Annotated in this window: 21 protein-coding genes; 11 read left to right on the top strand and 10 right to left on the bottom strand. The window is 40.8% G+C overall.

The features are described from left to right. Positions 1-42: 42 nt before the first annotated feature. From OO007_RS05315 to OO007_RS05305, 3 genes are all read right to left on the bottom strand, one after another. A complete protein-coding gene (locus OO007_RS05315; protein ID WP_325808006.1) occupies positions 43-510 on the bottom strand; it encodes a regulatory protein RecX in 468 nt (155 codons plus the stop codon). Between the two features lie 245 nt (positions 511-755). Next, complete coding sequence (recA, locus tag OO007_RS05310) at positions 756-1,799, bottom strand: recombinase RecA (protein ID WP_131904955.1); 1,044 nt, start codon at positions 1,797-1,799, stop codon at positions 756-758. Positions 1,800-1,968: 169 nt separating this feature from the next. Further along, positions 1,969-2,445 carry a CinA family protein gene (locus OO007_RS05305; protein WP_325808005.1) on the bottom strand — a complete coding sequence of 159 codons (477 nt, stop codon included), beginning with the start codon at positions 2,443-2,445 and terminating at the stop codon, positions 1,969-1,971. Positions 2,446-2,614: 169 nt separating this feature from the next. Here OO007_RS05305 and OO007_RS05300 point away from each other — a divergent pair, with 169 nt between their 5' ends. From OO007_RS05300 to OO007_RS05280, 5 genes are all read left to right on the top strand, one after another. Continuing rightward, positions 2,615-4,426: a DUF1800 domain-containing protein gene (locus tag OO007_RS05300; RefSeq protein WP_325808004.1), complete on the top strand. Its 1,812-nt coding sequence runs from the start codon at positions 2,615-2,617 to the stop codon at positions 4,424-4,426. Positions 4,427-4,472: 46 nt separating this feature from the next. Further along, positions 4,473-5,870: a DUF1501 domain-containing protein gene (locus OO007_RS05295; protein WP_325808003.1), complete on the top strand. Its 1,398-nt coding sequence runs from the start codon at positions 4,473-4,475 to the stop codon at positions 5,868-5,870. A gap of 131 nt (positions 5,871-6,001) precedes the next feature. Then, positions 6,002-7,669 carry an NAD+ synthase gene (locus OO007_RS05290; protein WP_325808002.1) on the top strand — a complete coding sequence of 556 codons (1,668 nt, stop codon included), beginning with the start codon at positions 6,002-6,004 and terminating at the stop codon, positions 7,667-7,669. Between the two features lie 17 nt (positions 7,670-7,686). Next, the gene (locus OO007_RS05285) at positions 7,687-9,690 is read left to right on the top strand and encodes a tRNA(Met) cytidine acetyltransferase TmcA (protein WP_325808001.1); all 2,004 of its coding nucleotides are present in this window, start codon (positions 7,687-7,689) and stop codon (positions 9,688-9,690) included. A gap of 135 nt (positions 9,691-9,825) precedes the next feature. Further along, positions 9,826-10,065 carry a hypothetical protein gene (locus OO007_RS05280; RefSeq protein WP_325808000.1) on the top strand — a complete coding sequence of 80 codons (240 nt, stop codon included), beginning with the start codon at positions 9,826-9,828 and terminating at the stop codon, positions 10,063-10,065. A 133-nt stretch (positions 10,066-10,198) separates the two neighbouring features. Here the strand turns inward: OO007_RS05280 and hisC are convergent, their stop codons facing one another. From hisC to hemH, 5 genes are all read right to left on the bottom strand, one after another. Then, on the bottom strand, positions 10,199-11,263 hold the full coding sequence (gene hisC, locus OO007_RS05275; protein WP_325807999.1) for a histidinol-phosphate transaminase: 1,065 nt from the start codon (positions 11,261-11,263) through the stop codon (positions 10,199-10,201). An 80-nt stretch (positions 11,264-11,343) separates the two neighbouring features. Next, positions 11,344-12,213, bottom strand: coding sequence for an AEC family transporter (locus tag OO007_RS05270; RefSeq protein ID WP_325807998.1), 870 nt, complete (start codon positions 12,211-12,213; stop codon positions 11,344-11,346). Continuing rightward, positions 12,214-13,137: a lysophospholipid acyltransferase family protein gene (locus OO007_RS05265; protein WP_325807997.1), complete on the bottom strand. Its 924-nt coding sequence runs from the start codon at positions 13,135-13,137 to the stop codon at positions 12,214-12,216. Positions 13,138-13,344: 207 nt separating this feature from the next. After that, positions 13,345-14,118, bottom strand: a complete 774-nt coding sequence (locus OO007_RS05260; RefSeq protein WP_325807996.1) for a competence/damage-inducible protein A — start codon at positions 14,116-14,118, stop codon at positions 13,345-13,347. Beyond that, complete coding sequence (gene hemH / locus OO007_RS05255) at positions 14,115-15,218, bottom strand: ferrochelatase (RefSeq protein WP_325807995.1); 1,104 nt, start codon at positions 15,216-15,218, stop codon at positions 14,115-14,117. Before hemH ends, OO007_RS05260 begins: the two co-directional genes overlap by 4 nt. A gap of 165 nt (positions 15,219-15,383) precedes the next feature. On the opposite strand from hemH, the gene rpoZ reads away from it, so the two are divergent. From rpoZ to yaaA, 6 genes are all read left to right on the top strand, one after another. Next, positions 15,384-15,647 (top strand): DNA-directed RNA polymerase subunit omega, encoded by a 264-nt coding sequence (gene rpoZ, locus OO007_RS05250; protein ID WP_131904943.1) that lies wholly within the window; start codon positions 15,384-15,386, stop codon positions 15,645-15,647. Between the two features lie 63 nt (positions 15,648-15,710). Next, on the top strand, positions 15,711-17,873 hold the full coding sequence (locus OO007_RS05245) for a RelA/SpoT family protein (RefSeq protein WP_325807994.1): 2,163 nt from the start codon (positions 15,711-15,713) through the stop codon (positions 17,871-17,873). Positions 17,874-17,892: 19 nt separating this feature from the next. Next, on the top strand, positions 17,893-18,273 hold the full coding sequence (locus OO007_RS05240; RefSeq protein WP_131904941.1) for a RidA family protein: 381 nt from the start codon (positions 17,893-17,895) through the stop codon (positions 18,271-18,273). 39 nt (positions 18,274-18,312) lie between these two features. After that, positions 18,313-18,798 (top strand): pantetheine-phosphate adenylyltransferase, encoded by a 486-nt coding sequence (gene coaD / locus OO007_RS05235; RefSeq protein WP_131904940.1) that lies wholly within the window; start codon positions 18,313-18,315, stop codon positions 18,796-18,798. Positions 18,799-18,930: 132 nt separating this feature from the next. Beyond that, positions 18,931-19,179 (top strand): YfhL family 4Fe-4S dicluster ferredoxin, encoded by a 249-nt coding sequence (locus OO007_RS05230; RefSeq protein ID WP_131904939.1) that lies wholly within the window; start codon positions 18,931-18,933, stop codon positions 19,177-19,179. Between the two features lie 5 nt (positions 19,180-19,184). Continuing rightward, a complete protein-coding gene (yaaA, locus tag OO007_RS05225) occupies positions 19,185-19,967 on the top strand; it encodes a peroxide stress protein YaaA (RefSeq protein WP_325807993.1) in 783 nt (260 codons plus the stop codon). Positions 19,968-20,036: 69 nt separating this feature from the next. Here yaaA and OO007_RS05220 read toward each other — a convergent pair whose 3' ends face one another. Together OO007_RS05220 and OO007_RS05215 are read right to left on the bottom strand one after the other, a co-directional pair. Then, the gene (locus tag OO007_RS05220) at positions 20,037-20,594 is read right to left on the bottom strand and encodes a protein disulfide oxidoreductase (protein ID WP_325807992.1); all 558 of its coding nucleotides are present in this window, start codon (positions 20,592-20,594) and stop codon (positions 20,037-20,039) included. A 175-nt stretch (positions 20,595-20,769) separates the two neighbouring features. Further along, entirely contained in the window at positions 20,770-24,885 is a 4,116-nt protein-coding gene (locus OO007_RS05215) for an Ig-like domain-containing protein (RefSeq protein ID WP_325807991.1), read from the bottom strand. Positions 24,886-25,122 lie beyond the last annotated feature (237 nt).

Below are 25,122 nucleotides of genomic sequence, written 5' to 3'. Positions count from 1 at the left end.
ACTTTTTAGCCTTAATTTTAAGATAAATCGTACTTTTTATTGTTATGCGCCAACTAAATCTCTAATTATGTAGGTATCAAAACCTCGACTAGACAAAAAACGCATACGTTTTGTTTTTTCCTTGTAATCAACTGGCGGTGTCTCTCCGTATTTTTTTTCGATTTGCTCTGTAGCTACCTCATACCAATCAATTTCATTTTTATCGATTGCTTGCTGAATTAGAGATTGGCTAATACCTTTTCGTTGTAATTCATTCGTTATTTTAAGTCGGCCTTGCCCGCGATTTACTCTTGATCTAACGAAGCATTCTGCAAAACGCTCTTCATTTAAATAATTATTTTCAATCAACTCATCAAGAAGTTTATTAAGGTCAACGCCTTCTGCAAAGTCTTTAACTTTTAATTTATTAAATAATTCTAATCTTGAATGTTCACGCATAGCGAGTGAATAGATCGCCGAATTCATGCAACGCGTATAATTATCTTTTTTACTAAACGCTAACTTACTCACTGTAGACCCCAACTAACTTGTTTTATATTTTTGTATCTTTAATTTCTTATATTTAATCTGTCGTGCTTTGTTTTAAAAACTAATAAATATCTATTAGTAACTAAGTTCCCATTCTTCAAAAAAAGGGGTCAAAAGGGTGGGGGTGTGTTTGACACAAATTATGGGGGGATGATACCCCACCCTTTTTTGACCAAGGGGAACTGGTTTTATATATAGAGATTTAATCTCTTTTGAGATCTACTCTCTTAATCTACTTCTTTTGCATCATCAATTTCTTCTGCATCAGCTACAGCTGTTTTAGATGGCAATAGCTTCTCACGAAGTAGTTTTTCTATTTCTTCAGCAATCTCAGGGTGCTCTTTCAAATATACCCCTGAATTTTCTTTACCTTGTCCGATTTTTTCACTGTTGTAGCTATACCAGGCACCTGCTTTATTTACGATCCCTTCTTGAACACCTAAGTCCAAAAGCTCTCCAACATGTGACACACCTTCGCCGTATTTAATTTCAAATTCAGCCTGTTTAAATGGAGGTGCCATTTTATTTTTAACCACTTTTACACGCGTACTGTTACCGATGATTTCATCACCTTTTTTAACAGCACCAATACGTCTGATATCTAATCTTACAGAAGCATAAAACTTAAGTGCGTTACCACCCGTTGTCGTTTCTGGGCTTCCAAACATCACGCCAATCTTCATACGAATCTGGTTGATAAAGATAACCATAGTGTTTGAGCGTTTGATATTGGCCGTTAACTTACGTAACGCTTGTGACATTAAACGCGCCTGAAGACCCATGTGTGAATCACCCATGTCACCTTCAATTTCTGCTTTAGGTGTTAGTGCGGCTACTGAGTCAATAACCACTAGATCTACACCACCAGAACGAACTAACATATCTGTTACTTCAAGCGCTTGTTCACCCGTGTCTGGTTGAGATACCAACATATCATCAATATTCACACCTAGTTTTTCTGCATAACCAGGATCAAGAGCGTGCTCCGCATCAATAAATGCTGCTGTACCGCCGTTCTTCTGACATTCTGCAATAGCATGTAATGTCATTGTTGTTTTACCAGATGATTCTGGACCGTAAATTTCTATAACACGTCCTTTAGGCAAACCACCTATACCCAAAGCAATATCCAGTGTTAGAGAACCAGTTGATATCACTTCTATATTTCGTGCTGCTGCAGAATCCCCCATACGCATGACAGTCCCTTTACCAAACTGTCTCTCGATTTGTCCTAATGCGGCTGCTAGTGCTTGTTTTCTTTGCTCATCCATTTTAATCGTTTCCCGGTATCTATTTATTTTGTTATATCTAAGTTCTATGAATACTTAGTTATATTGTTCGTTGATCATTTGTACTTATTTACATGTACTTTTTAATCATACAATTTCGTTGTTTGTTCTATTTTAAACATAAAAGCGAACATAAAGCAAACAATTGCATTTAATTATCTATTAACTTGATTATCCCACTCAAAGCATAATCCACAGCCTGACTTCTCACACTGTCCCTATCACCTTTAAAAAGTACTGTTTCAGCACGAGCTTCCCCTCCTTTTTTCTTCCAGCCAAAGCAAACCGTGCCGACAGGCTTTAACTTTGTTCCACCCGCAGGGCCTGCAACACCGCTTATTGATACAGCAATAACTGCATTCGAATGTTCGATAGCTCCAGCAACCATTTCTAATGCAACTTCTTCACTAACGGCGCCGAATTCATTGATGGTCTCCGCTGAAACGCCCAACATATCCTGTTTTGCTTCATTGCTATAAGTCACAAAACCACGATCAAAAATAGCAGAACTACCCTCTAAATCAGTTATTTGCTTGGCAACCCAACCACCTGTGCATGACTCTGCAGTAGCCATTACAAGATGATTAGCATGCAATTTATTTGAAACTTCTTTAAGAATATTTGTCATAAGGTAAAGATTTTAAAAATTACGTTAAGCATAAATTAAGCGGTCAGTTGTCATATTAGCCATTTAACGATGTGCTTTGATTAACGTAATCGCCTTAAGTAAATATAAAAAATCACCTAAGAAGCTACGTCTTAACACCGCTAGAAAATAAAACAAAAAGGATAGTATCATGTCCATTAATTGCAAAATAGTCACCCTATTTGTAACTACCGTTGTACTATCTGCCTGCGGAGGTGGAGGTGGCTCAGGAACGACGTCAAACACTCCTGATATAACAACCACACCACCATCTACAGACTCAACAACAACCGCCACGAGTTCTATTCAAGTTAAAAATCAACGTGATGCATCAAAATTTCTCGCGCGCTCAACCTACGGGCCAACGAAGGAAAGCATCAATCAATTACTTGCTAAAGAAACCTATGACGCATGGTTAAACCAGCAATTTTTAACATCACCAACCTACCACTTCCCCTACGTTAAGCAACTCGCTAAACAAATGTGTGCTGATAAGGATGATGATGGAAAACTATTAGTCGACACATGGGAAGCAGTTTACGCACGCCATCAAGTTTGGTGGGAAACCGCTACAGGCGCTGAAGACCAATTACGCCAACGCGTAGCACTCGCATTAAGCGAAATTTTGGTTATTTCAGACTCACAGGGTTTAGGTCTCAGTGATTTTCAATATGCAGTAACCAGTTATTATGACGTTCTGGTAAAGCACGCCTTTGGCAATTATCGCAATTTACTTACTGATGTCACCTTGCATCCAGCCATGGGTGATTTTTTAAGTATGTCCCGCAATCAGAAAGCAAACGCAGAAGGTACGATTCGTCCAGATGAGAATTATGCGAGAGAACTTTTGCAGTTATTTACCATTGGAGTTCACGAATTAAATCTGGATGGTAGCGAAAAGTTAGATGCAAATGGCGCAACAATCCCAACTTATGATCAGAAAACCATCGAAGAATTCGCAAAGGTATTTACTGGATGGAATTATTCAAATCTGGAATGGCATGAATACTTTGGGCATGGAGATCACACAGTGCCATTGGTAGCCGTTGAGGAATACCACGACACCTCTGCAAAAACGCTATTAAATGGAGCACAAAGTAGCGCCAATCAATCGGCGAGACAAGATTTAGACTTTGCGCTCGATAATATTTTTCAACACCAGAACATCGCCCCCTTCATTAGTAAACAACTGATTAAACGTTTAGTTACCAGCAACCCTAGCCCACAGTATGTCGAGCGGGTGGCGGAAAAATTCAATGATAACGGCAATGGCGTTAAAGGCGATCTTAAAGCGGTAGTAAGCGCCATATTACTGGATGACGAAGCACTGGCAACAAATAAGCCAGATAGCTTCGGCAAGCTTCGTGAGCCCATGTTACGTATGAGTCATCTCTGGCGTGTTTTCAATATGCAAACATCGCTTAAAGTGGGACATTACTGGGAACCAGACAAGCGCTGTGGGCAAGGTAGCTACAGAAATTACAATTTTTATAGCTCGCTAGACTGGTTTGCTCAAAAGACAGGGCAAGGTCCGTTGCAAGCCAGATCCGTTTTTAATTTTTACAAACCTAACTACTCACCAAGCGGATTGCTAAACGATAATGGCTTGAGTGCGCCTGAATTCCAGATTATCAACGAGAACACCATGGTTGCCGGTACCAATCTTTTTCACCAGATAATAGAAGAATTCAGCGACAGTAAACCGATCACTCCTGAACTGGAAGGGTATTCAAAATTAAACCTATCGGATGTCACTGACTTAGCCGCAGATACTGAAAATTTACTGGATTATCTCAACCTGGTATTACTCGATAAAGACATGACCACATCGCTGCGAGATATCCTCACTGATCACCTAAATGCCCCGGACATCTATCAGGAGGGAAGAGAGGGACAGCTACAAAAAGCCAGAGAGGCAATATTGCTCATCATCAGTTCACCTGAATACTTAATCCAAAAATAAACGCAAAGAAGTAACCTTCGAACCAGAAGGAATAAAGGACAAAATTATGATTAAAAAACATTCACAATCACGTCGTAGCTTCTTAAAGAAACTGTCCATAGGCGTTGGCTCCTCATCCTTGCTAGCCACACAAGGTAAACTCCAGCTGATGAATGCAGCGATTGCCGCAGATAGCGATTACAGTCATTTCGACGACCATAAATCACTCGTATGTGTTTTCCTGTTAGGAGGAAATGATGCTTTTAATACCATGATTCCCTACGAGCAAAGTGCTTATCAAAAGTATCAGGCAGCCAGAACAGGCATGGCATTATCACGAAATTCGTTACACGCATTAAAAGGTGGAGAACAAGCATTTCACTCTTCTCTGCCTGATTTACAACAGCTATATAATGATGACAAATTAGCGGTCGCAACAAATATAGGCGCAATCATTGAGCCAACCACAAGACAGACCTTCAAGAATAAATCTGTCCAATTACCACCAGATTTATTCTCGCACAGCCACCAACAAGAATTCTGGGAAACTGGAACCACGGCTAAAAACAGCGTACATCCACCAGGCTGGGGCGGAAGAATGATAGACATGCTTGCTTCAGCTAATAGCAACCCTACCGAGCCGTCAATGTTCAGCCTTGCAGGCAATAGTGTCTGGCAAAAAGGCATAAAATCACTGGATTTTGTATTAAACCCTTATGAGGGCGTCACCCAAATTCGTTCTTTCACACCCGATGTCTGGCCCAATGGTTCACACAAAGAAAGTAGGATTGCAGCGTGGAATAGAATCAAAGCCAGTAGCAGCTCATCACTGTTACAGCAACACATGACAAGCACCTACAACAGTACGGAAGAACGCATCAATTCATTAATAGAACAAATTGCTCAGGCGCAAGAAATCACAACCGAATACCCAAGTGACAATGAGTTAGCTGTTGAATTAAAGATGGCAGCAAAAATGATTTCTATTCGCGAGAACCTTGGGCAAAAACGCCAGATATTCTTTGTCGCACTAGGAGGGTGGGATACACACGGCAATCAATTAGCCGACCATGCAGAGCGATTAGGCAAGCTCAACGACGCCCTAAAAAGCTTCTATGACACAACCGTAGAACTTGGAATTGCAGACAGCGTTACAACCTTCACCGCCAGCGAATTTGGTCGCACCATGAGCATTAACGGTGATGGAACAGACCACGCATGGGCAGGTCACAATATAATCATGGGTGATGCAGTTAAAGGCGGCCAAGTACACGGCGATCCGATTAATCTAACTATTGACGGACCCGATGATGCTCAGGATACCGGACGCTTCATCCCCAAATATGGTGTCGACCAATATGGATCAACATTAGCCAAATGGATGGGAATGTCAGACAGCGATATGAATGAGATATTCCCTAATCTAAGTAATTTCGACACCAATGATCTTGGGTTTATGAGTTAACCAATTTACTCATAGTCACCCCCCTACTTATAGGCACTTTTTATAAGCTCTGTTTTCAGGCAATACTTTCAGTAGCTATGTTATTAAAAGACTAATAAAATTAAAGCCTTCTTAATTGAAGGCTTTACGCAATGTCTCTAACTGTTTCTATCGCTCAAATTAATCCTATCGTTGGTAGTTTTAAGCAAAATTTCAAAATGATTTCAGATGCCATTCTGGAAGCACAAAAACAGAATGCGGATGTTGTTTTATTCCCTGAGCTAGTGATAACAGGCTATCCGCCTGAAGATCTTCTTTTTAGACAAAACTTCTTACGCAAAGTCGAAACCATGCTGCAAGACCTAACGCAGGTCGCACCTGATATTGCCGTTGTGATTGGCGCGACCGTTACTCGTGCAAAACGCCTTTACAATATGGCCTGTGTTTTAAAAGATGGCAAAATAATCCACGAATATGCCAAGCGACATTTACCAAATTACCGCGTATTTGATGAGAAACGTTATTTCAGACGTGGAGGTTCAGCCACTGATAGTCATCGACCAAACAGTAGTATTGTAGAAATTAACGGACATAAAGTAGGCCTGCTCATTTGTGAGGACATCTGGCGCAAAGGACCTGCGAAAGTAGCTAAAGCAGAAGGCGCGGAAGTACTTTTAGTGTTGAATGCATCACCCTTTCGTAGCAATAAGACCAAAGAGCGTATCGAATTACTTAAGAAACGCTCCAGCAAAAATCAAATCGATATCGTCTATGCCAATCTGGTAGGTGGGCAGGATGAATTGATTTTTGATGGAGAGTCACTGATTTTCAGTCAAAAAGGTGAGCTTTTATTACAAGCCCCAAGCTTTGAGTCAGGACTATTTACTCACACACTACTTAAGCAGGAAGCCCAAAAACCCATACAGCCAGCAGAGCAACACGCCCTTAAAAACATCTACGATGCACTTGTGCTTGGTGTGAAAGATTACGTTAACAAGAATGGCTTTCCCGGCGTGATGCTTGGGCTTTCGGGAGGCATAGACTCAGCACTAACCTTGGCAATTGCCGTCGATGCATTGGGCGCAGAAAATGTTGAAGCGATTATGATGCCGTTTCGTTATACCGCTGACATTAGCAAGCACGATGCGGCGCAACAGGCGAAAACTCAAGGCGTTAAATATCGTGAAATACCGATTGAGAATATCTTCGAAAGCTTTATGTCTGCCTTATCTGCTGAATTCGAAGGTTTGGAACGCGATGTAACCGAAGAAAATATCCAGGCTCGCTCACGCGGCGTATTGCTGATGGCGATGTCCAATAAACTGGGAAAAATGCTTCTCGCCACCGGTAATAAAAGTGAAATGGCTGTTGGCTATGCCACCCTTTATGGCGACATGGCTGGTGGCTACGCTCCACTTAAAGATGTATTTAAGACAGCGGTGTATGATTTGGCCCGTTATAGAAATGAGATTGGTGATGGCACGGTAGAGAATCCAGTCTATAAGGAAATCATCCCTGACAGAGTCATCACTCGCCCTCCTTCTGCCGAATTAGCGCCCGATCAGGTTGATGAAGATTCATTGCCACCCTACGATATTCTTGATGCAGTACTGCGAAAGTTTATCGAAGAATTCCAAAGCGTCGACGATATCGTTGCCCAGGGTTACGATGCCGAAATGGTTGAGCGCGTCGCGAATATGGTATTACTCAACGAGTATAAACGTCGCCAATCAGCGCCAGGTATCCGCATCACCAAACGCGCGTTTGGTAAAGATCGACGTTACCCGATTACTTCCCACTATCGCTGGAATATGACTTAACACGTTCGATTAAACCCATGACTAAATCATTCACATTCATTTCAGAAGACCGACATCTGTTGGTCATTTCTGGCGAGTTAGACGAATGTGTTGCGATTGCCAAAAGAATCGTGGCAAATATAAACGCTATTGAGCTTGAAGACCCGAAAAAGGCAAACAGTTATCTCGGACAAGAATGTGATGCCGTTATTTTTCATTCACATCGCATGTTTGATCCCAATGCATTTGGCGCGATTGCCGGCACCATTCGTTGCGGTGGATATTTACTGTTATTAAAATCACAAGATACCGCTCAAAACAGTTTATTTTTGACACGTTTTGATCGTTTGCTCGAAGCTTCTAAAAGCACTCTATTCATCAATGCCAAGGACACATCGCTTTCAGAACTACCAAAGCCAATCGCCAAGATAGCTAGATATCAAGAAACCAACTCTACAACTTATGCCACACAAGAACAAAAACAAGCCGTAGAAACAATCATACAAGTCGTTAAAGGCCATAGACGCAGGCCTTTAGTCTTAAGCTCTGATCGTGGTAGAGGAAAGTCTTCTGCATTGGGAATTGCCGCAGCAGAATTAATCAATCAAGGTTATGAGAAAATCATTGTCTGCGCCCCCAGCAAAAAAATCTCCGCCATGGTTTTTCAACATGCAACCAGAATAAACCCTGATGCTGTCGAGAATAATGCTATCAGCTTTTACTCACCTGATGATTTACAACGAGATAAATCCAAAGCAGATTTAGTCTTAGTGGATGAAGCCGCAGCGATTCCTGTCAGCATTTTGACTGCACTACTCGTTCACTATTCCAGAATTGTTTTTGCCAGTACGCAACATGGATACGAAGGCAGTGGCCGTGGTTTTTCCATTAATTTCAAGAAGGTCTTAGACACACAAACGCCAGACTGGAACAGCTTTCATCTGAACACACCGATACGCTGGAACGAGAATGACTCACTCGAACAGTTTACCTTTGATGCCTTATTACTCGATGCAGAACCTTGTGATTTACCCAAGAACTTTGATAAAAAACTAAATTTAGCAGACTGTGAGTTTTCGAATATCAATAAAGCTGAATTGATAACAGATGATGACAAACTCAAGGCGATCTTTGGCCTGTTAGTCGGCGCACATTACCAAACCAAACCTTCAGACTTAATGCATCTACTCGATGATGATGAAGCAACGCTTTATTCCGTAACGCAAAATAATCTCATTATTGCGGTTGCGTTGATCATTCGTGAAGGAGAAATTGATAAGACCTTAAGCGCGGATATTTTTGCAGGAAAACGACGTATACAAGGCCACCTTGTTGCGCAATCGCTGTCAGTCAATGCGGGCGTAGAATCTGCCACTCAACTCTCTGGCGACAGAATCAGTCGTATTGCAGTCCACCCAGAATTGCAAGGCCGAGGTATCGGTAGTTTCCTCTTAGATAAACTGGTGGAATCATCGACTGCAGATTACGTCAGCACCAGTTTTGGCGCTACCACGCAGCTATTACACTTTTGGCAGTCTTCAGGATTTCATTCGGCTTATTTAGGAATGAAGCGTGACGCCAGTAGCGGTTCACACTCTATTGTGATGTTAAAACCAAAATCAACAGATGGAATAGAGCTATTAAACAAAGCCCAGAATAATTTCGCACAAAACTTTCCTCATCTTTTAAGCGACCCTTTCCGAGACTTAGATCCCGACTTGGTCTTCGCAATAGTATCTGACTTATCTAATAAGCTTAGTCACCCCCCCACTTTGGAGGCTTTTTCTATATCTCAGTTACATGGTTTTGCCAACGACTTCAGAGGCTATGAAAATACACTCGCACTAATATGGGAACTCACGCTACGTAAATTACCAAAAAACAATGAGTTAACGGCAAATGAAAAGCACATCCTAATCATCAAAGTTTTACAAAAAAATAACTGGAAAGAGCTGACTCAGAGAATGGCGGGAAACATCAGTGGGAAGAAAGATGCAATCAAACTGCTAAGGGCGTCAGTTGGTAAATTACTTGAAAGATAAATCGATTTATTAAACCAGAGAAAGCTCGCTAAAAGCCTGTTATAGCGTGATTCAACGCTTCACAAAAGAAACAATATGAATTAATATAATGTGAACCAATACTAACAATTAGCAAATAAAAATTTCGGGCTTGAAATGAATTACTTAATAAAACTTAGTCTTGTGCTATGCCTATGTGTATCTGCACCAGCAACGTATGCACTCTCAGATTCTTTTTATTCGACTGGCGAAGATCTTGATTTTTTGATGGAAAGTCAAAGTACTTACGTGATTGAAGAAATTGAATATGAACTCCGCCAATTTATTTTGTATCGGAAAATTGAAGACCTTTTCTCTGATCCAACGGACGAATACTCAGGAATACTCGGCAACTGAGCCGTTAAATAAACCAATTAAAGCAGGGCGATATTTATAAGCCACCCCCCTACTTTGAGGCACTTTTTTTTACAGTGCTCGGTATTTTTAGTGTCTTATAGGAAGATTTATACTTCAACTATTTATACTTAAACTAAAGAAGCTGTTTAAGTTTACCCATAAACACATCCATATCTTCATCTGTGCCAATTGTTATTCGCAAGAACCCATTGATTCGGGGCGCATTAAAATAACGCACGAGTACACCGTTTTCTTTCAAATCCAGATACAGTTGTTCTGCGTTTTTTTCTGGCTTGGCAAACACAAAATTCGCTTTAGACGGCAGCACGGTAAAACCTAAGTCTGATAATTCATCAGATACTCTTTCACGCGTCTTTATAATTCTGGAACAGCTCTCTTGAAAATATGCTCTGTCTCTTATTGAAGCTGCTGCACCGGCAATCGCTGCTCTATCTAATGGGTAAGCGTTAAATGAATTTTTCACCCTTTCCAGCGCTTCGATCATTTCGACCGAGCCAATCGCAAAACCAACACGTAAACCCGCCAATGAACGAGACTTGGAAAATGTTTGAGTCACTAATAGATTAGGGTAATCGTTGACTAAGGAAATGGCGGTACGCGCGCCAAAATCAACATAGGCTTCATCAATCACAACCGGCGATTCCGGGTTGGCTTTAAGAATTTTTTCAATTTCAACCAGCGTTAATGCTATACCTGTGGGTGCATTGGGGTTCGGAAAGATGATTGATCCCACTTCATCTGCCGTGGCCTCACTGTAATCATTCAGATCAATCGTAAAATCATCTGCAAGTGGAACCTGCTTATAATTGATATCAAATAATTTGCAGTAAGAAGGATAAAAGCTATAGCTGATATCAGGAAACAGTAGCGGTTTAGAGTGCTTGAGTAAGGCAACAAAGGCATGCGCCAACACTTCATCTGAACTATTCCCTACAAAGACCTGATCTGTCCAGACAGAATAGTATTCAGAAATAGCTTTCTTTAGCTCGAATGAATTCGGATCGGGATACAAACGCATCGCCTCACCAGAGGCCGCCCGCATTGCTTCAATCGCTAATGGAGATGGTGGGTAGGGATTCTCATTAGTATTGAGTTTTGTATACTGCTGATCTTGCGGCTGTTCTCCGGCCGTATAAGGGCTGAGCTCGTGTGTGCGTTTACTCCAGAACTTACTCATGACAATTTCACTGACTAATTTTTAATGAGTTGATTATCAATCCTAAACCAAGGATTGGCAACAAGCTAAACGGATAAACTTTACTCGAGATACAGTAGCATCAATGCCAATGTGAACAGCGACAGAGCATTGCCAACAACGACCATAGATGCCACTTCAGTTGGTTGCTGATTGTATTTTTCGGCAAACATATAATTCAAAACAGCAGGAGGCAGAGTCGCGAATATCAACAGTTGTACACGCTGTGCAGGTTCTATCGGCATAAAGAGCAATAAACCAAAGGCAACTACAATACTAAATAGTGGGCACAAAATTGCCCCTATCATTCCTAAGCGCCATGCACTTAAATCGACCGTCGTCATGCGCACGCCTAATGACACCAGCATCAATGGAATCGCAACTTGCGACAACATTTGAATTGGAATATGGATAACCTCGGGCATCTCCCAATGCGTGAAACTAATCACCAAACCGATAATAGTGGCGATGTTTACCGGCATTTTGAGTAGGTTCCACCAGGATATTTTACCGCCAACGATATAAGTACCTAAAGTAAAATGCAGTAGATTAGACACTAGAAACAACACCACCGCAGCACTTAAAGCCTCTTCTCCAAATGCTAAGATAGCCAATGGCAATCCCATATTTCCACAGTTATTAAACATCATGGAAGGGACAAACATAGGAACCGATAGTTTAAACGCTTTGGCAAAGGCGTAAGCCAATACGCCTGAAAGCAACACCACTAGCAACCCTGCAATGGCAAGCAATTGATAATCTATCAAGTTAAAACTTTTACGGGATAGGGCCTCGATCAAGAGCGCAGGTATGAAGATTTCCATATTGGTACGGTTGGCAAATTCCATGTCGACATGACGAAATTTGGCATACAGGTAACCAACAAGAATTAATACGAATATAGGGAATAGAACGGGAAATAAAATTGCCATTTAATACACTTTTGCCTCGCCCTCTGGGCGTGTTTTATACCATTTCATGGACCACATATACTGCTCTGGGTGTTGTCTAATGATAGCTTCAAGTGCTTGATTCATGTTTTGTGCATCAGCAGCGGCATCTTTAGAGGGGTAATTCTCTAATGGCTTAGAAATTTTGGCAATATATTTTCTTTTATCTTTATCATAGTAAGCAAATGTAGTTAGTGCTACAGCCTTTCCCATTTTTGCCAAACGCGCGGTTGTTGTTAGTGTTGATTTCTGTCTGCTGAAAAAAGGCACAAACACTGAATTATCCAGACCCAAATCTTCATCTGGCAGAAACACCATCAACCTTCCGGGCGACATTGATTTCACCAGTTTTCGCAAACCCTCATCTCTGGATACGACCAAGCTGGCATGGCGGCAACGACTTTTCGCGATGATCCAATCCATCACCGGATTTTTAGAAGTTTTGTAGGAGCCGAAGATGTCATATTCTGCGCCGATGGCCGTTGGCGCAAACTCCAGCATCACACTGTGGGCAAGTAAGATGATGACATTTTGTTGATTTTGAACGGCTTGCTCAATGTGTTCCTTCCCTTCAATCTCGATAAACTTGCTTAAGCGCTTGCGACTGGTGAAGATAATTAAGCTGTAATCAATTAAACCACAGCCATACCATTCCATATTTTTCTGGGCTAAATCCTCTAATGCTTCTGAGCTTAATTCAGGGAAGGCAATCTCAAGATTTGAAATCACCGTATTTCTTCGACGTGGACTTCTATACATGAAGCTTCCAATTCTGCGACCGACCATGTGCCGCACAGACGCAGGCATATATGAGATCAAGTAAAAAACACCGAGACCCATCCATGTAAGCCAGTATTTAGGGTGCATCAGTGAAGCGGTAAATTTAATCCCGCATTGCTGACTCATGAGTATGCACCTGAAAAATCAGTGCTTTTATTTAAGGCAATGACACCCCCCCACTTACAGGCCTTTTTTTCTTTCTTGTTTGGCGCTATTTGGTTAAGGACTAACTTATTAATCGCTTTATTGATAAAGGCCGCATAAGAGGGGTTCAGCATAGTCTTCAATAAATTTATTCGACATTCAACACTAATCACTACAACAAAAAACAAACTACTTGGCCTCTCTAAATTTATAAGCAACATCCATTGCTTGTAATTTTTCTTCCAGCCATTTGGCCGCTTTGGTGACATCTTCTTCTGGGCCTTTCAATCCAAAATCAATTAAATCACCTCTTCTCACTGTGCTCGGCAAGCTTGATAAATTAACCGCTTCGAACTCCTTTAATAATTCATTCATCATCGGTAACAAAACACTCTCAGGCGTACCCAGAATATCCCAGCGCCATTCGACATTAGGCGTATCATTTTTTAAGTGGGCGTAATAAGTATCAAGCACCCATTCAACCATTGGCCAAGCCATATCAGGAAAACCGGGCACAAAATGGTGATGCTCAATTTTAAAACCTGGCACTTGATTAACCGGATTAGGAATCATTGTGGCGTGTTCGGGCAAATCTGCCATTAATATCCGACTCGGATACGCACTTTCGCCGAATTTATCTTCAATAAGTGCTTTTGCCTCAGGGTGACGAATAAACTTTTGATTAAACGCTTCAGAGGCTGCCGCTCGGGTTTGGTCATCTGGTGTGGCACCAATGCCGCCAAAACTGAAAACCACATCATTGAGGGCTTTGGTCTGGTTCAAATTAGCCACGATTTCTTCGCGAGTATCCCCAATCATTCTGACCCAGCTTAAAGACATTCCTCTGGCTTTTAATATCTCTATTACATGGGCCATGTGCTTGTCTTGACGAGAACCGTTAAGCAGTTCATCCCCAATCAAAATCAAACCGATTTTTTGATCTGTGGAGACCGCGTTACTCATAGTTTCGCCCCATGTTTTTGCGCCTGCTTCTTGGAAATTTCACTTTGTTTTTCCGCGCTTGAAGCCTGCCAGTCACTTTCTGTTTCAGCCCAGCCTTGAGTATGCTGCTGAACGATATCTGCCAACGCTTTTACATGCTCCGGGTTATCATTTAATGCAGGAATATATTGATAATCCTGACCTCCGGCCTCCATGAAATATCCGCGGTTTTCCATGTTAATTTCTTCCAGTGTTTCGATGCAGTCAGAAGGAAAACCCGGGCAAACAACATCAACTGATTTAATCCCTTCGGCAGGCATTTCACTAAGGGTTTTATCAGTATAAGGTTTTAGCCACTCTGCCTTGCCAAATCGAGACTGAAAGGTAAGTTTCCAATCACTTTCTTTCAAGCCCAGTTTTTCTGCCAGTAACCGCCCCGTCTTGTGACAATGGCAAAAGTAAGGGTCTCCCAATTCTAAATTTCTCTTCGGTAAACCATGGAAAGACATGAGCAATACTTCGCTTCGCTTATTCGTTTTCCAAAAATCCTTCACGCTTTCTGCCAAAGCGTTGATATACGAGGGATGATCATGATATTGCGCTACAAAACGTAGTTCTGGTATCCATCGTCTAGCACTGAAGACTTTGAAAATCTCATCAAAACTGGTGGCGGTTGTGGTGGCTGAATACTGTGGATATAAAGGCAAAATAAGTACTCGTCTTACGCCTTTTTCCTGGAGTTTATCAATGCCTGCCTGTATATCTGGATCGCCATAGCGCATGGCTAATTCGATATGCACCGGACCACTAAATCGGGATTCCATTTCTTTTTGCAATAGCTTTTGTTGACGTAAGCTGTAATGCATCAGAGGAGAACCTTCATCCATCCAGACTTTTTTATAATTTCTTGCGCTGGCTTCCGGGCGTCGCGGCAAAATAAATCCGTACAGAATAGGAAGCCACACTAACTTTGGTATTTCGATCACACGACCATCGGACAAAAACTGTTTCAAAAAACTTCTGACGGAGGATTTTGTCGGTTCTTGCGGTGTCCCAAGATTAATTAAAAGGACACCTGTACTCTCAGATTTCCCATGAAAAAAAGTCTTGTCACTCTTCACTTTTGCCACTTTTAGGTCTCAGGATAGAAAAAAAGCAGAATAACATAAAATTAATCCATTATTAGCGCTCTATTAGTCGGATAATCGCTAACTAACTCTTATCTTTTTATAGTTTGGCGTTTATACTGGAGGTTATATTTTAATGAATTTTTTAAAGGTGTAATCATGGCCCGTGTAACAGTAGAAGATTGTTTAGAGTTTGTAGACACAAACTACGAATTAGTATTAAAAGCCTCTAAGCGCGCAAGAGATATTGCCGATGGCGCTCAACCACTTGTTGAAGAAGATAACGACAAGCCTGTAGTTATTGCATTACGTGAGATCGCAGAAAACGTGAGCGTAGAAAGCGCTGCTGAATTAGAAGCTCCTCATGAAATGACATTAGATCAAGACCAGTCTCAAGAACCTGTTGAAATTAGTATTGGTTAATAAGTTTTTTATTCAGCTTCCTTGCACCTTAGTTTTTAAAAGCTGAGTAAAGAGCACTAGATTATGTCCGAGGAAGCCAAACCACCTCTCATTAAGGCATCCGATCTTACGGAGGTAGTTTCGCGCTACATGAGCGCTGAAGACATCAGTAGAGTCTACAGCGCTTTTCTTTTAGCCGCAGAAGCACATGAAGGCGTTGTTAGAAAGTCCGGCGAATTTTATATTTTCCACCCCCTCGAAGTTGCTCACACACTGGCAGAATTTCACATGGACGCCGACACTGTCTGTGCCGCGTTGCTACATGATGTTATTGAAGACACCGATTTTTCCAAAGAAGATATAACGAAGCAATTTGGCAAAGTAGTTGCCGACCTGGTTGACGGCGTTACAAAACTTGCAGGTGGTGAATTTAACACCAAACAAGAAGCCGCAGCTGCTAGCTTTCAGAAGATGATGGCTGCTATGACTCAAGATTATCGAGTCGTTTTGATTAAACTTGCCGACCGATTACACAATGTTAAAACACTGGGCGTAAGAAGCCCCGCATCGCGCCGACGAATCGCCAAAGAAACCTTAGACATTCATGTACCACTAGCCCGACGCATGGGAATGAACACCATGCGCAAAGATCTACAAATCAATGCCTTCAAACACTTACACCCCTGGCGCGCCAAACTATTGGCACAAGCATTAGAAAAATTTAATGCGGATAACGAAGAAAAACATCAGGAAATTGTTTCTAACATTTCCCAAGCCTTATCTGAAAACAACCTTAAAGCTCAAGTATTCCGCTGGAATAAAAACATCTACAAAGTTTACAAACGCATCGAAAGAAGTAATGGTAGAAAGCGCATCATCAATAGCAAAGAAGCGCTTGAAGTTAGAGTTTTAGTTGATACAACCAACGAATGCTATCTGACATTAGGCATTCTACATCAGCTATTTCACCCTAAACTGGGCTCTTTTAAAGATTTCATTGCAACCCCTAAAGGCTATGGTTTCCAAGCGTTGCAAACTGCTCTGTTAACGCCTCAAAGACAGCTGATTTTTGTACAAATACAAAGCCATGAAATGTACCAGATTGCACAATACGGTATCGTGGCACCTAAACGCTATCCAGAATTACTAAAGTCTTCCGATAAGTCACAAATGTATCTCAATCGATGGTTACAGCAAGTCGAAGAAATACAGAAAGTTACTGGGAATGCCGCAGAATTTCTGGAGGACATGAAAGCTGATTTATTCTTGAGCGAGATATATGTATCAACTCCCAGAGGGGAAGTAAAAGTTTTACCCAAAGGTGCAACCCCCATTGATTTTGCTTACTCAATTCATACTGAAGTTGGTGACAAATGTGTTTCTGCAGTTATCGATGGTGAACCTGCGAGACTCAATACGGCATTACCCAATGGCGCTACGGTTTTAATTCTTACCGATGAAGAAGCTACGCCTCATTCGTCCTGGTTAAATTATGTGATTACGGCAAAAGCCCGCTCGTCTATTCGCGGCTGGATAAATAAACGTAAAACACATGAGTTCTTATCTTTAGGCAAACAGATCCTTGATAAAGCATTACAACCTTATAACCACACATTAAAGTCCATACCTAAAGAAAACTTTGATTTAACACTCAAGGCTCTCGACCTTAAAAACACTGACGCCTTATATATCAGCGTAGCAAAAGGAAGCCAATCGGCGAAGTTAGTGGCTAGACGTTTACTTAATGATGATCGATTGATTCCACTCAGCGAAGAAGAAAACAAAGACCAGCTATTACTCATCAAAGGAACCGAAGGGCTTGCTGTACACTTACAGCCCTGCTGCTACCCTATCCCGAATGATATGATCGTCGCAAGGCTTGATGAGCAAAGTGGCTTAGAAGTACACCGTGCAAATTGTCCCGCTTTATCACGTAACTCACGCCTCAATCAAAAAGATATTTTCAGTATCGCCTGGGTTGATGATACTAGCCAGGAAAGCCATTTTCTTGCTGCATTAAATGTGCAGGTAAGAAATCGGGTTGGCGTACTTTCACACATTACTGACCTGTTAGAGAAAATGCAGGTTAATATAGAAGATATAAATATCAGCGGTGATCGTGATATAAAAGACATGTATTTTTTAATACAAGTTAGCGATGCAACTCACCTTAGAAAAATTGCAGAAGCTATAAATAACCTACATCATGTACTTGATGTTGCCAGAGTTTTCGAAAAAACCAGTTAATACATTATTAGGATTTAAAATGAGCAAGGAAATAATTTCAACGACAAATGCACCTCAAGCTATAGGCACTTATTCTCAAGCTGTTAAAGTTGACAATACGGTTTATATTTCAGGGCAGATTCCTTTAGTACCTGAAACAATGGAAGTTGTTGAAGGCGATTTCGCTGAAAACGCACGCCAAGTCTTCAGAAACCTGGCTGCTATAACAGAAGCTGCAGGTGGAACAATTAACGATATTGTGAAAATTAATATTTTCTTAACGGACCTGAGTAACTTTGCAACTGTGAATGAAGTCATGGCTGAGTTTATGTCACAACCTTATCCTGCGCGTGCCGCTTTACAAATATCAGCGCTGCCTAAAGGTGTTGAAATTGAAGCTGATGCAGTAATGGCGCTCTAATAGATAGAGTTAAACAAACATTTGAAGTTAGAGATTGATATGACTAATAGAGACAATAAAACAGCAATTTATCCTGGGACTTTTGACCCTATTACTAATGGTCATATTGATCTCGTTCAACGTGCTGGAAAAATGTTTGACGATGTTATTGTGGCGATAGCAACCAACTCCAAAAAGAATCCTAAGTTCTCTCTAGAAGAACGCATAGATATGGCAGAGAAAGCATTAGCAGATTGCCCAAATGTCAGAGTAAAAGGATTCAAAGAGTTACTCGTTGATTTTGCAAAAAAAGAAAATGCCATGGTATTAATCCGAGGCTTACGCGCGATCTCAGATTTCGAATACGAATTCCAGCTTGCCAGCATGAATAGAAATCTGGCACCTGATATTGAATCAATATTTATGATGCCCGCAGATGAATATTCATTTATCTCTTCTTCTCTTGTAAAAGAGGTTGCGTCACTTGGTGGTGATGTTTCTAACTTTGTTCACCCGCTAGTGAATGAAGCCTTAAAAAACAAATAGTGTAGACTCTCTATTTGCTTTTCCCATTATCATCCTTATATAAGCATATATTGATAAAGGTTACTGTTTTTTTAATGGTGTACTGTTAAAATCACACCAAATATACGACTAGCTAAGAAATAAGGATTTCAGATGTCATTATTAATTACTGATGAATGCATCAACTGCGATGTATGCGAACCAGAATGCCCTAATGAAGCGATTTATATGGGTGAAGAAATATACGAAATAGATAAGGACAAATGTACAGAGTGCGTGGGACATTACGATGAACCACAATGTGTTGAAGTTTGTCCAGTTGATTGTATTCCAAAAGATCCAAACAACGAAGAAACCGAAGACCAGTTAATGCTCAAGTATGAGAGATTAATGGCTGAATAAATTTTATGATAATTACTCTCTCTCCATCCAAAGGACAAGATTTTGAAACCCCGACACCCTCGGATATTCACACTCTTCCTGACCAACTCGCTGATTCACAACTACTGATCAATGAAGCTAAAAAGCTCAGTTCTGAAGATGTCAGTGAGCTTATGGATGTGAGCGAGAATATATCAAATTTGAATGTTCAACGATTTCAAGACTGGAATCGTGACTTTAATACACAAAATGCCAAAGCAGCTCTATTTGCTTTCAAAGGCGACGTGTATTCGGGTATTCAAAAAGAGAGCTATAACGACGATGATTTAGCCTACGCACAAAATCATCTTAGAATTTTATCAGGTCTATATGGCGCACTTCGTCCTATGGACCTTATTCAACCTTACCGCCTAGAAATGAAGACCAGGCTAAAAAACCCACGTGGTGATAATCTGTACCAATTCTGGGGCGATAAAATAACTCAGCAGTTAAATGAAAGCCTGGAAGGACAAACCGAAAAAGTCCTTATCAATCTGGCTTCTAACGAATACTTTAAATCAGTAAAGCCTAAGATTTTAGATGGCAAAATTCTATCTGTTAATTTTAAAGAAACTAAAGATGGAAAAACGCGAGTAATCGCTATTTTTGCTAAAAAGGCTCGTGGAATGATGGCAGATTTCATTTTAAGAAATCGCATTGAGCATCCTGAAGATATCAAGGACTTTGGTTCGGATGGCTATAAATTTGATGCTAAAGAATCAACAGATAGCAACTGGGTGTTTTCAAGGCCACAACCAGCTAAGAAGTAAGAAAATCTCTAGCAAATTAGACGCAGATTAAGGGTTTATACACCCCCCTACTTATGGGCACATTTTTTATTAATCAGCGTTCTTAATTTTAAATTTATCAGCCCACCACATTCTTGCTCTTAAACCCCATCCACTCGTTAAACCAACTTCTGTAAATCGTATATTTCCATTTCCATCGATAATGTAACTTGTTGGTACACCTTTAACGCCAAATAGATCTGCCAACCTACTGTCAGCATCGATGATTGTTGGCCAGCTTTCTATGCCTTTTTCTTGCATGTGCTTAACGACTTCGTCTTTATCACCGGATTGGTAAGCAACACTCAATACCGACCAATCTTGTTGAATATCGGTAATACTGCTTTCTTCAAACTCACAAAAAGGGCACCAGCTCGCCCAGAAATGAAGCAATAAAGGCTTTCCCGTATAGTCTTCAAGATTCACTGTTTTGCCATCAATCATGACACTTTGAAAGCTTGGGGCAATTCCGCCCACCAAGTCTTTTTGTTGCCAGGCTCGAATTCCGACAACTATCCCTACGATTAAAAGTATTTCAATTAGAAAACGAAACCATCGTCGCTTTCTGGATGCTTTTACTGGCGTATTACTCGTTTTATTCTTGGACATGATTAAAGGGGATTTATAAATTTTAAGAAGCTTAACATAGCTAAGAATTCCAACGTTAATATCCTTGAAGATTTCAAACTAAGTTTTTTATGAAGTCTATAAACAAAAAAAAGCCACAGTAAAAACTGTGGCTTTTCCGATCATCCTTGATCAATTTACATCCTACTAACTCGGTTTAATTACACTTGTAACCAGTAGCACATCCTTCGACAACATCTACATAGATCAATGCAGCAGTGCCTTCACCTTTATTAGGACCTGTCGTATTAACGATGTCGTACCAGAAGCTATCCGAACCTGTGTATCCTGGGTTTGGAGTGTAAGTTACCTTACTACCAGTAAAAGTAACTGTTCCGTTCTTAGGAGCATCAACTGCGATGATTTTAATACCCGAACCAGTATCATTACGTAGAGGATGTATATCTACAGAGGTATCTTGATTCGTCATAACATCATCAGGCTCAGCATTAATAGTTCCACCTGTCACACCTTTAAGACTAATGTCAACCGTAGCAGAAGCAGTATGACCTGCACCATCAGAAATTGTGTAAGTAAAGCTATCTGAACCACCTTTGCCACAAGTATCTGGGTTAGGCGTATAAACGATCATTCCACCTACGATTGAAGCCATAGCTCCAATACTTACACCATCTACTCCAATAATACTCAAAACATCATCTGCGTCAGCGTCTGTGTCATTATTTAGCACATCTATATTAATGGCACTACAAGCTGCTGTAGCTGAATCATCTTTCGCAATCGGAGCCGTATTCGCTGGTCCCTCTACTGTGACTGTTACTGTCGCGATATCTGTATTTCCAGCCGCATCTTTCACTTGGTAAGTAAACGTTTCAACACCAATGAATCCTGTTGCTGGGGTGTACTTAATTTCATCACCTACGATACTAACGGTTCCACCTTTAGTTGGCGTACTAAGCGACCCAGGAACTAATTCAGCATCATCATCATCGTTACTTAGAACATCAATAGTCAGAGGAGTATTTAAATCTGTTGTTCTAACATCATTCTTAGCATCAACTGATTTATCAGTCTCTAAAACAGTCACAGTTACTGTAGCAATAGCAGTGTTACCAGCTGCATCTTTAACTTCATAAGTAAATGAATCTGTTCCAACGAAACCAGTCTCTGGTGTATACTTAATTTGACCACCTACAATTTCAGCTGTTCCATTTGAAGGACCGCTCACGATACGCTTAATAGTTGCATCTGTATCATCATTATTTAATACATCGATAGTTACAGGTGTATTTTTGTTAGTCACATCTGAGTCATCATCTGCTTTTACAGAAGTATCAGTCTCTTTGATTGTAACTGTTACCGTTGCTGTAGCAACATTACCTGCCGCATCTCTTACCTGATAAGTAAAGGTATCTGTACCTACATATCCTGCTGCTGGTGTGTATAGAACCTGACCACCAACGATACTTACAGTGCCACCATTTTCTGGTGTGCTTAATGATCCAGGTACGATAGTTGCATCTGAGTCATCATTAGATAGAACATTGATTTTGACAGGCTCGTCTTTATTAGTCGTTTCAGAGTCATCTTCAGCATTTACAGAAGTATCTGTTTCAGTAATTGTTACCGTTACTGTTGCTGTATCAACATTTCCGGCTGCATCTCTTACCTGATAAGTAAAGGTATCTGTACCTACATAACCTGCTGCTGGTGTGTATAGAACCTGACCACCAACGATACTTACAGTGCCACCATTTTCAGGCGTGCTTAGTGAACCTGGTAATAAAACAGCATCAGCATCATCATTAGAGAGAACATTAATCTTGATAGGTGTATCTTTATCAGTTGTTCTTGCATCGTTTACAGCATTAACAGAAGTATCCGTTTCAGTGATTGTTACCGTTACTGTTGCAGTATCAACATTTCCGGCTGCATCTGTCACCTGGTAAGTAAAGGTATCGGTACCGACATAACCCGCTGCTGGTGTATATAAAACTTTACCATCAACAATACTTACTGTGCCGCCATTTGTAGGTGTGCTTAATGAGCCGGGTACGATAGTTGCATCTGCATCATCGTTCGACAACACATCAATCGTAACAGGTACATCTTTACCCGTATTTTTGGTGTCATTTGCAGCATTAACAGAATCGTCAACTGGACCATTAACAGTAATAGTTACTGTTGCTGTCGCTAGGTTGCCGTTTGGATCTTCAACTTCATACGTTAATGTATCAGTTCCTGTGAAGTCTGCATTAGGCGTGTAAACGATTTGGTCATTAACGATAGTTGCAGTTCCGTTAGAAGGACCAGTAACGATACGTGTAATTGAAGCATCCGCATCATCATTATCAAGCACATCAATTGTTACCGCTTGACCTTGGTCAGTGGTAGCCGAATCATTTACTGCTTTAACAGTATCATCTACTTCTGCATCTACAGAAACCGTTACAGTTGCAGTATCCGTACCACCATTTCCATCAGAAATCGTGTAAGTAAACTCATCATCTATTCCACATGTGCCAGCATTTGGTGTGTATTCAAATACACCATTAGACACTTGAGTAACTGTACCATTTGCAGGCTGGGTAAATCCAATTACAGACAATGCATCATTATCAGCATCACTGTCGTTACCTAGTGCATTAATAGTTACCGGACCGCCATTACAAGATACTTTAGTTGAGTCATCTACAGCTACTGGACCATTGTTACTATTACCTAGCGTGCTGCCTTCAGTTGTCTCATAAGTATTGATATTTCTATCATGCTTAATGTTGTTATGCAGTGCACGCTTGATCCATGCAGGAGATGTAGGTATTGCTTCTGTTCTCCAAACTACACGAGGACTTCCCGCTTTACCATTATCAATCATTACATTCTTAGAACCAGCAGGAACATTCTTGAAGCCTGTAGCTACTTGACGTGTACCTGTTTGAACATTTTGTGTCTCTGTTCTGTAACCTGTTTTGTAAATTTGCTTCTCAGAAACATACTCGATATCAACACGACGGTTTTTGAAGTCTTGATCAGGAGTACGTGGGTACTTTGGATGTCCTTTACCTAAACCACGTGCAACTAAATGATCAGGGTTAAATCCGTTCTTGATTAAGAAGTTTTTAACCGCTTTCGCACGCTTCTCAGATAGGATTTGGTCATATACTGGATCACCTAGACCACATGTATTACCTGTAATTCTGATAGAACCTTTATATCCTGACTTACGAATTTGAGCTGCAATTTGCTTCAAACGAGTTTGAGCAGAAGGAATAAGCTTAGAGCTATTCAATTTAAAGAAAGTCTGACCTTCAAGCTCCATAGTGCTCTTTACTAATTGCTTGTAAGGCTTCTTAACTGTTTTCTTACCATATACAGGAACAGTCTTATACGTAGGAACACGCTTAAATTGTTGCTTCTGTACATAACGTGGAGGAGTCGCTTTTCCAGGAACTTCTACACGAACACGACGGTAACGTCTATCAGGCTGATAAATACTTGCACCACCAAAGTCATACTTATAACCAAGTCTACCCGTTACATCAGTATCATCTGTTCCACCATCTAGGTAACCACCAGATTGCTTAGAACCAGCTACATCTAAAGATACGCTATGTCCTGTTCCCTGGAAGAATTTTTCTATACCAGCAGAAAGCGTTGTATTTCTTGCATCTTTCTCACCAACACCAACTTTGTCGCTCCATTCATGATCTAAACCAGCACGAACACGCAAGTTAGCTTCTGGAATGAATTTACCAACACTACCACCAGCGCCCCATGCGTATGCACGATCAGAAACGCCATTGCTTCGAGTATTTTGTCTGCCTGAAAGCCCTTTACTTACGTGACCTTCCCAGAATAAATGCTCATTTTCCTGGCCGTAACCAACTGTTGCTTTTTCATGATCATCTTCATTACGATCATAAGCAGCGAATACTTTATTAACTCGTGTAGCACGACCTGATGCATCACGTGATACCCAGTTGTGATTAATTTGTGCACCACGACCTAGCAGGCCTTTTTCGTCGCCTTGCAAGTCGTATCCAGCCCATAAACCAGCGCTTGTGCTGTGATTATCGCTTTCAGAAAGTACCTGATTGAATTCAACGTCAGTATCACCTTCATCTGTAATACCAAATCCAATCTGTGTGTTACCACCAACATATTCGTGGTTGGCTCTATTTACTTGTTTAGCATCTTGATATTGCTGACTTCCTGCTACAGGTCCTGCTGTAGCTTGAGTTGCTAATATAGCTGCTGAACTAAAAACAAACGGTAAATATGCCCATTTGTATGTTGTAGTTTTATTTCTCATTACTTTTCTCTCTATACAAAGTTAATAGGTGTAAATAATCATCGCTTCATACATTGGGTCGATGGCTATCTACCGCTTACGTCCAATACGCATTTAGCATGTGAGAATTATCTAATGAGTTGTAATGTGAAAGAATTCCACCTGTCAGAGCAAATAGGCGATTAGTACCTTTCATCAGTGAATTGATGCCAGTATTTTTACAAGCAAGATCAAACAAGCTTATTTATTAATCCAATT

Source organism: Cocleimonas sp. KMM 6892 (assembly GCF_035798195.1).
In the GTDB taxonomy this organism is placed as follows: domain Bacteria; phylum Pseudomonadota; class Gammaproteobacteria; order Thiotrichales; family Thiotrichaceae; genus Cocleimonas; species Cocleimonas flava.
The sequence above is the reverse complement of the archived record's forward strand: the minus strand, read 5'-3'. Positions and strand labels throughout refer to the sequence as shown.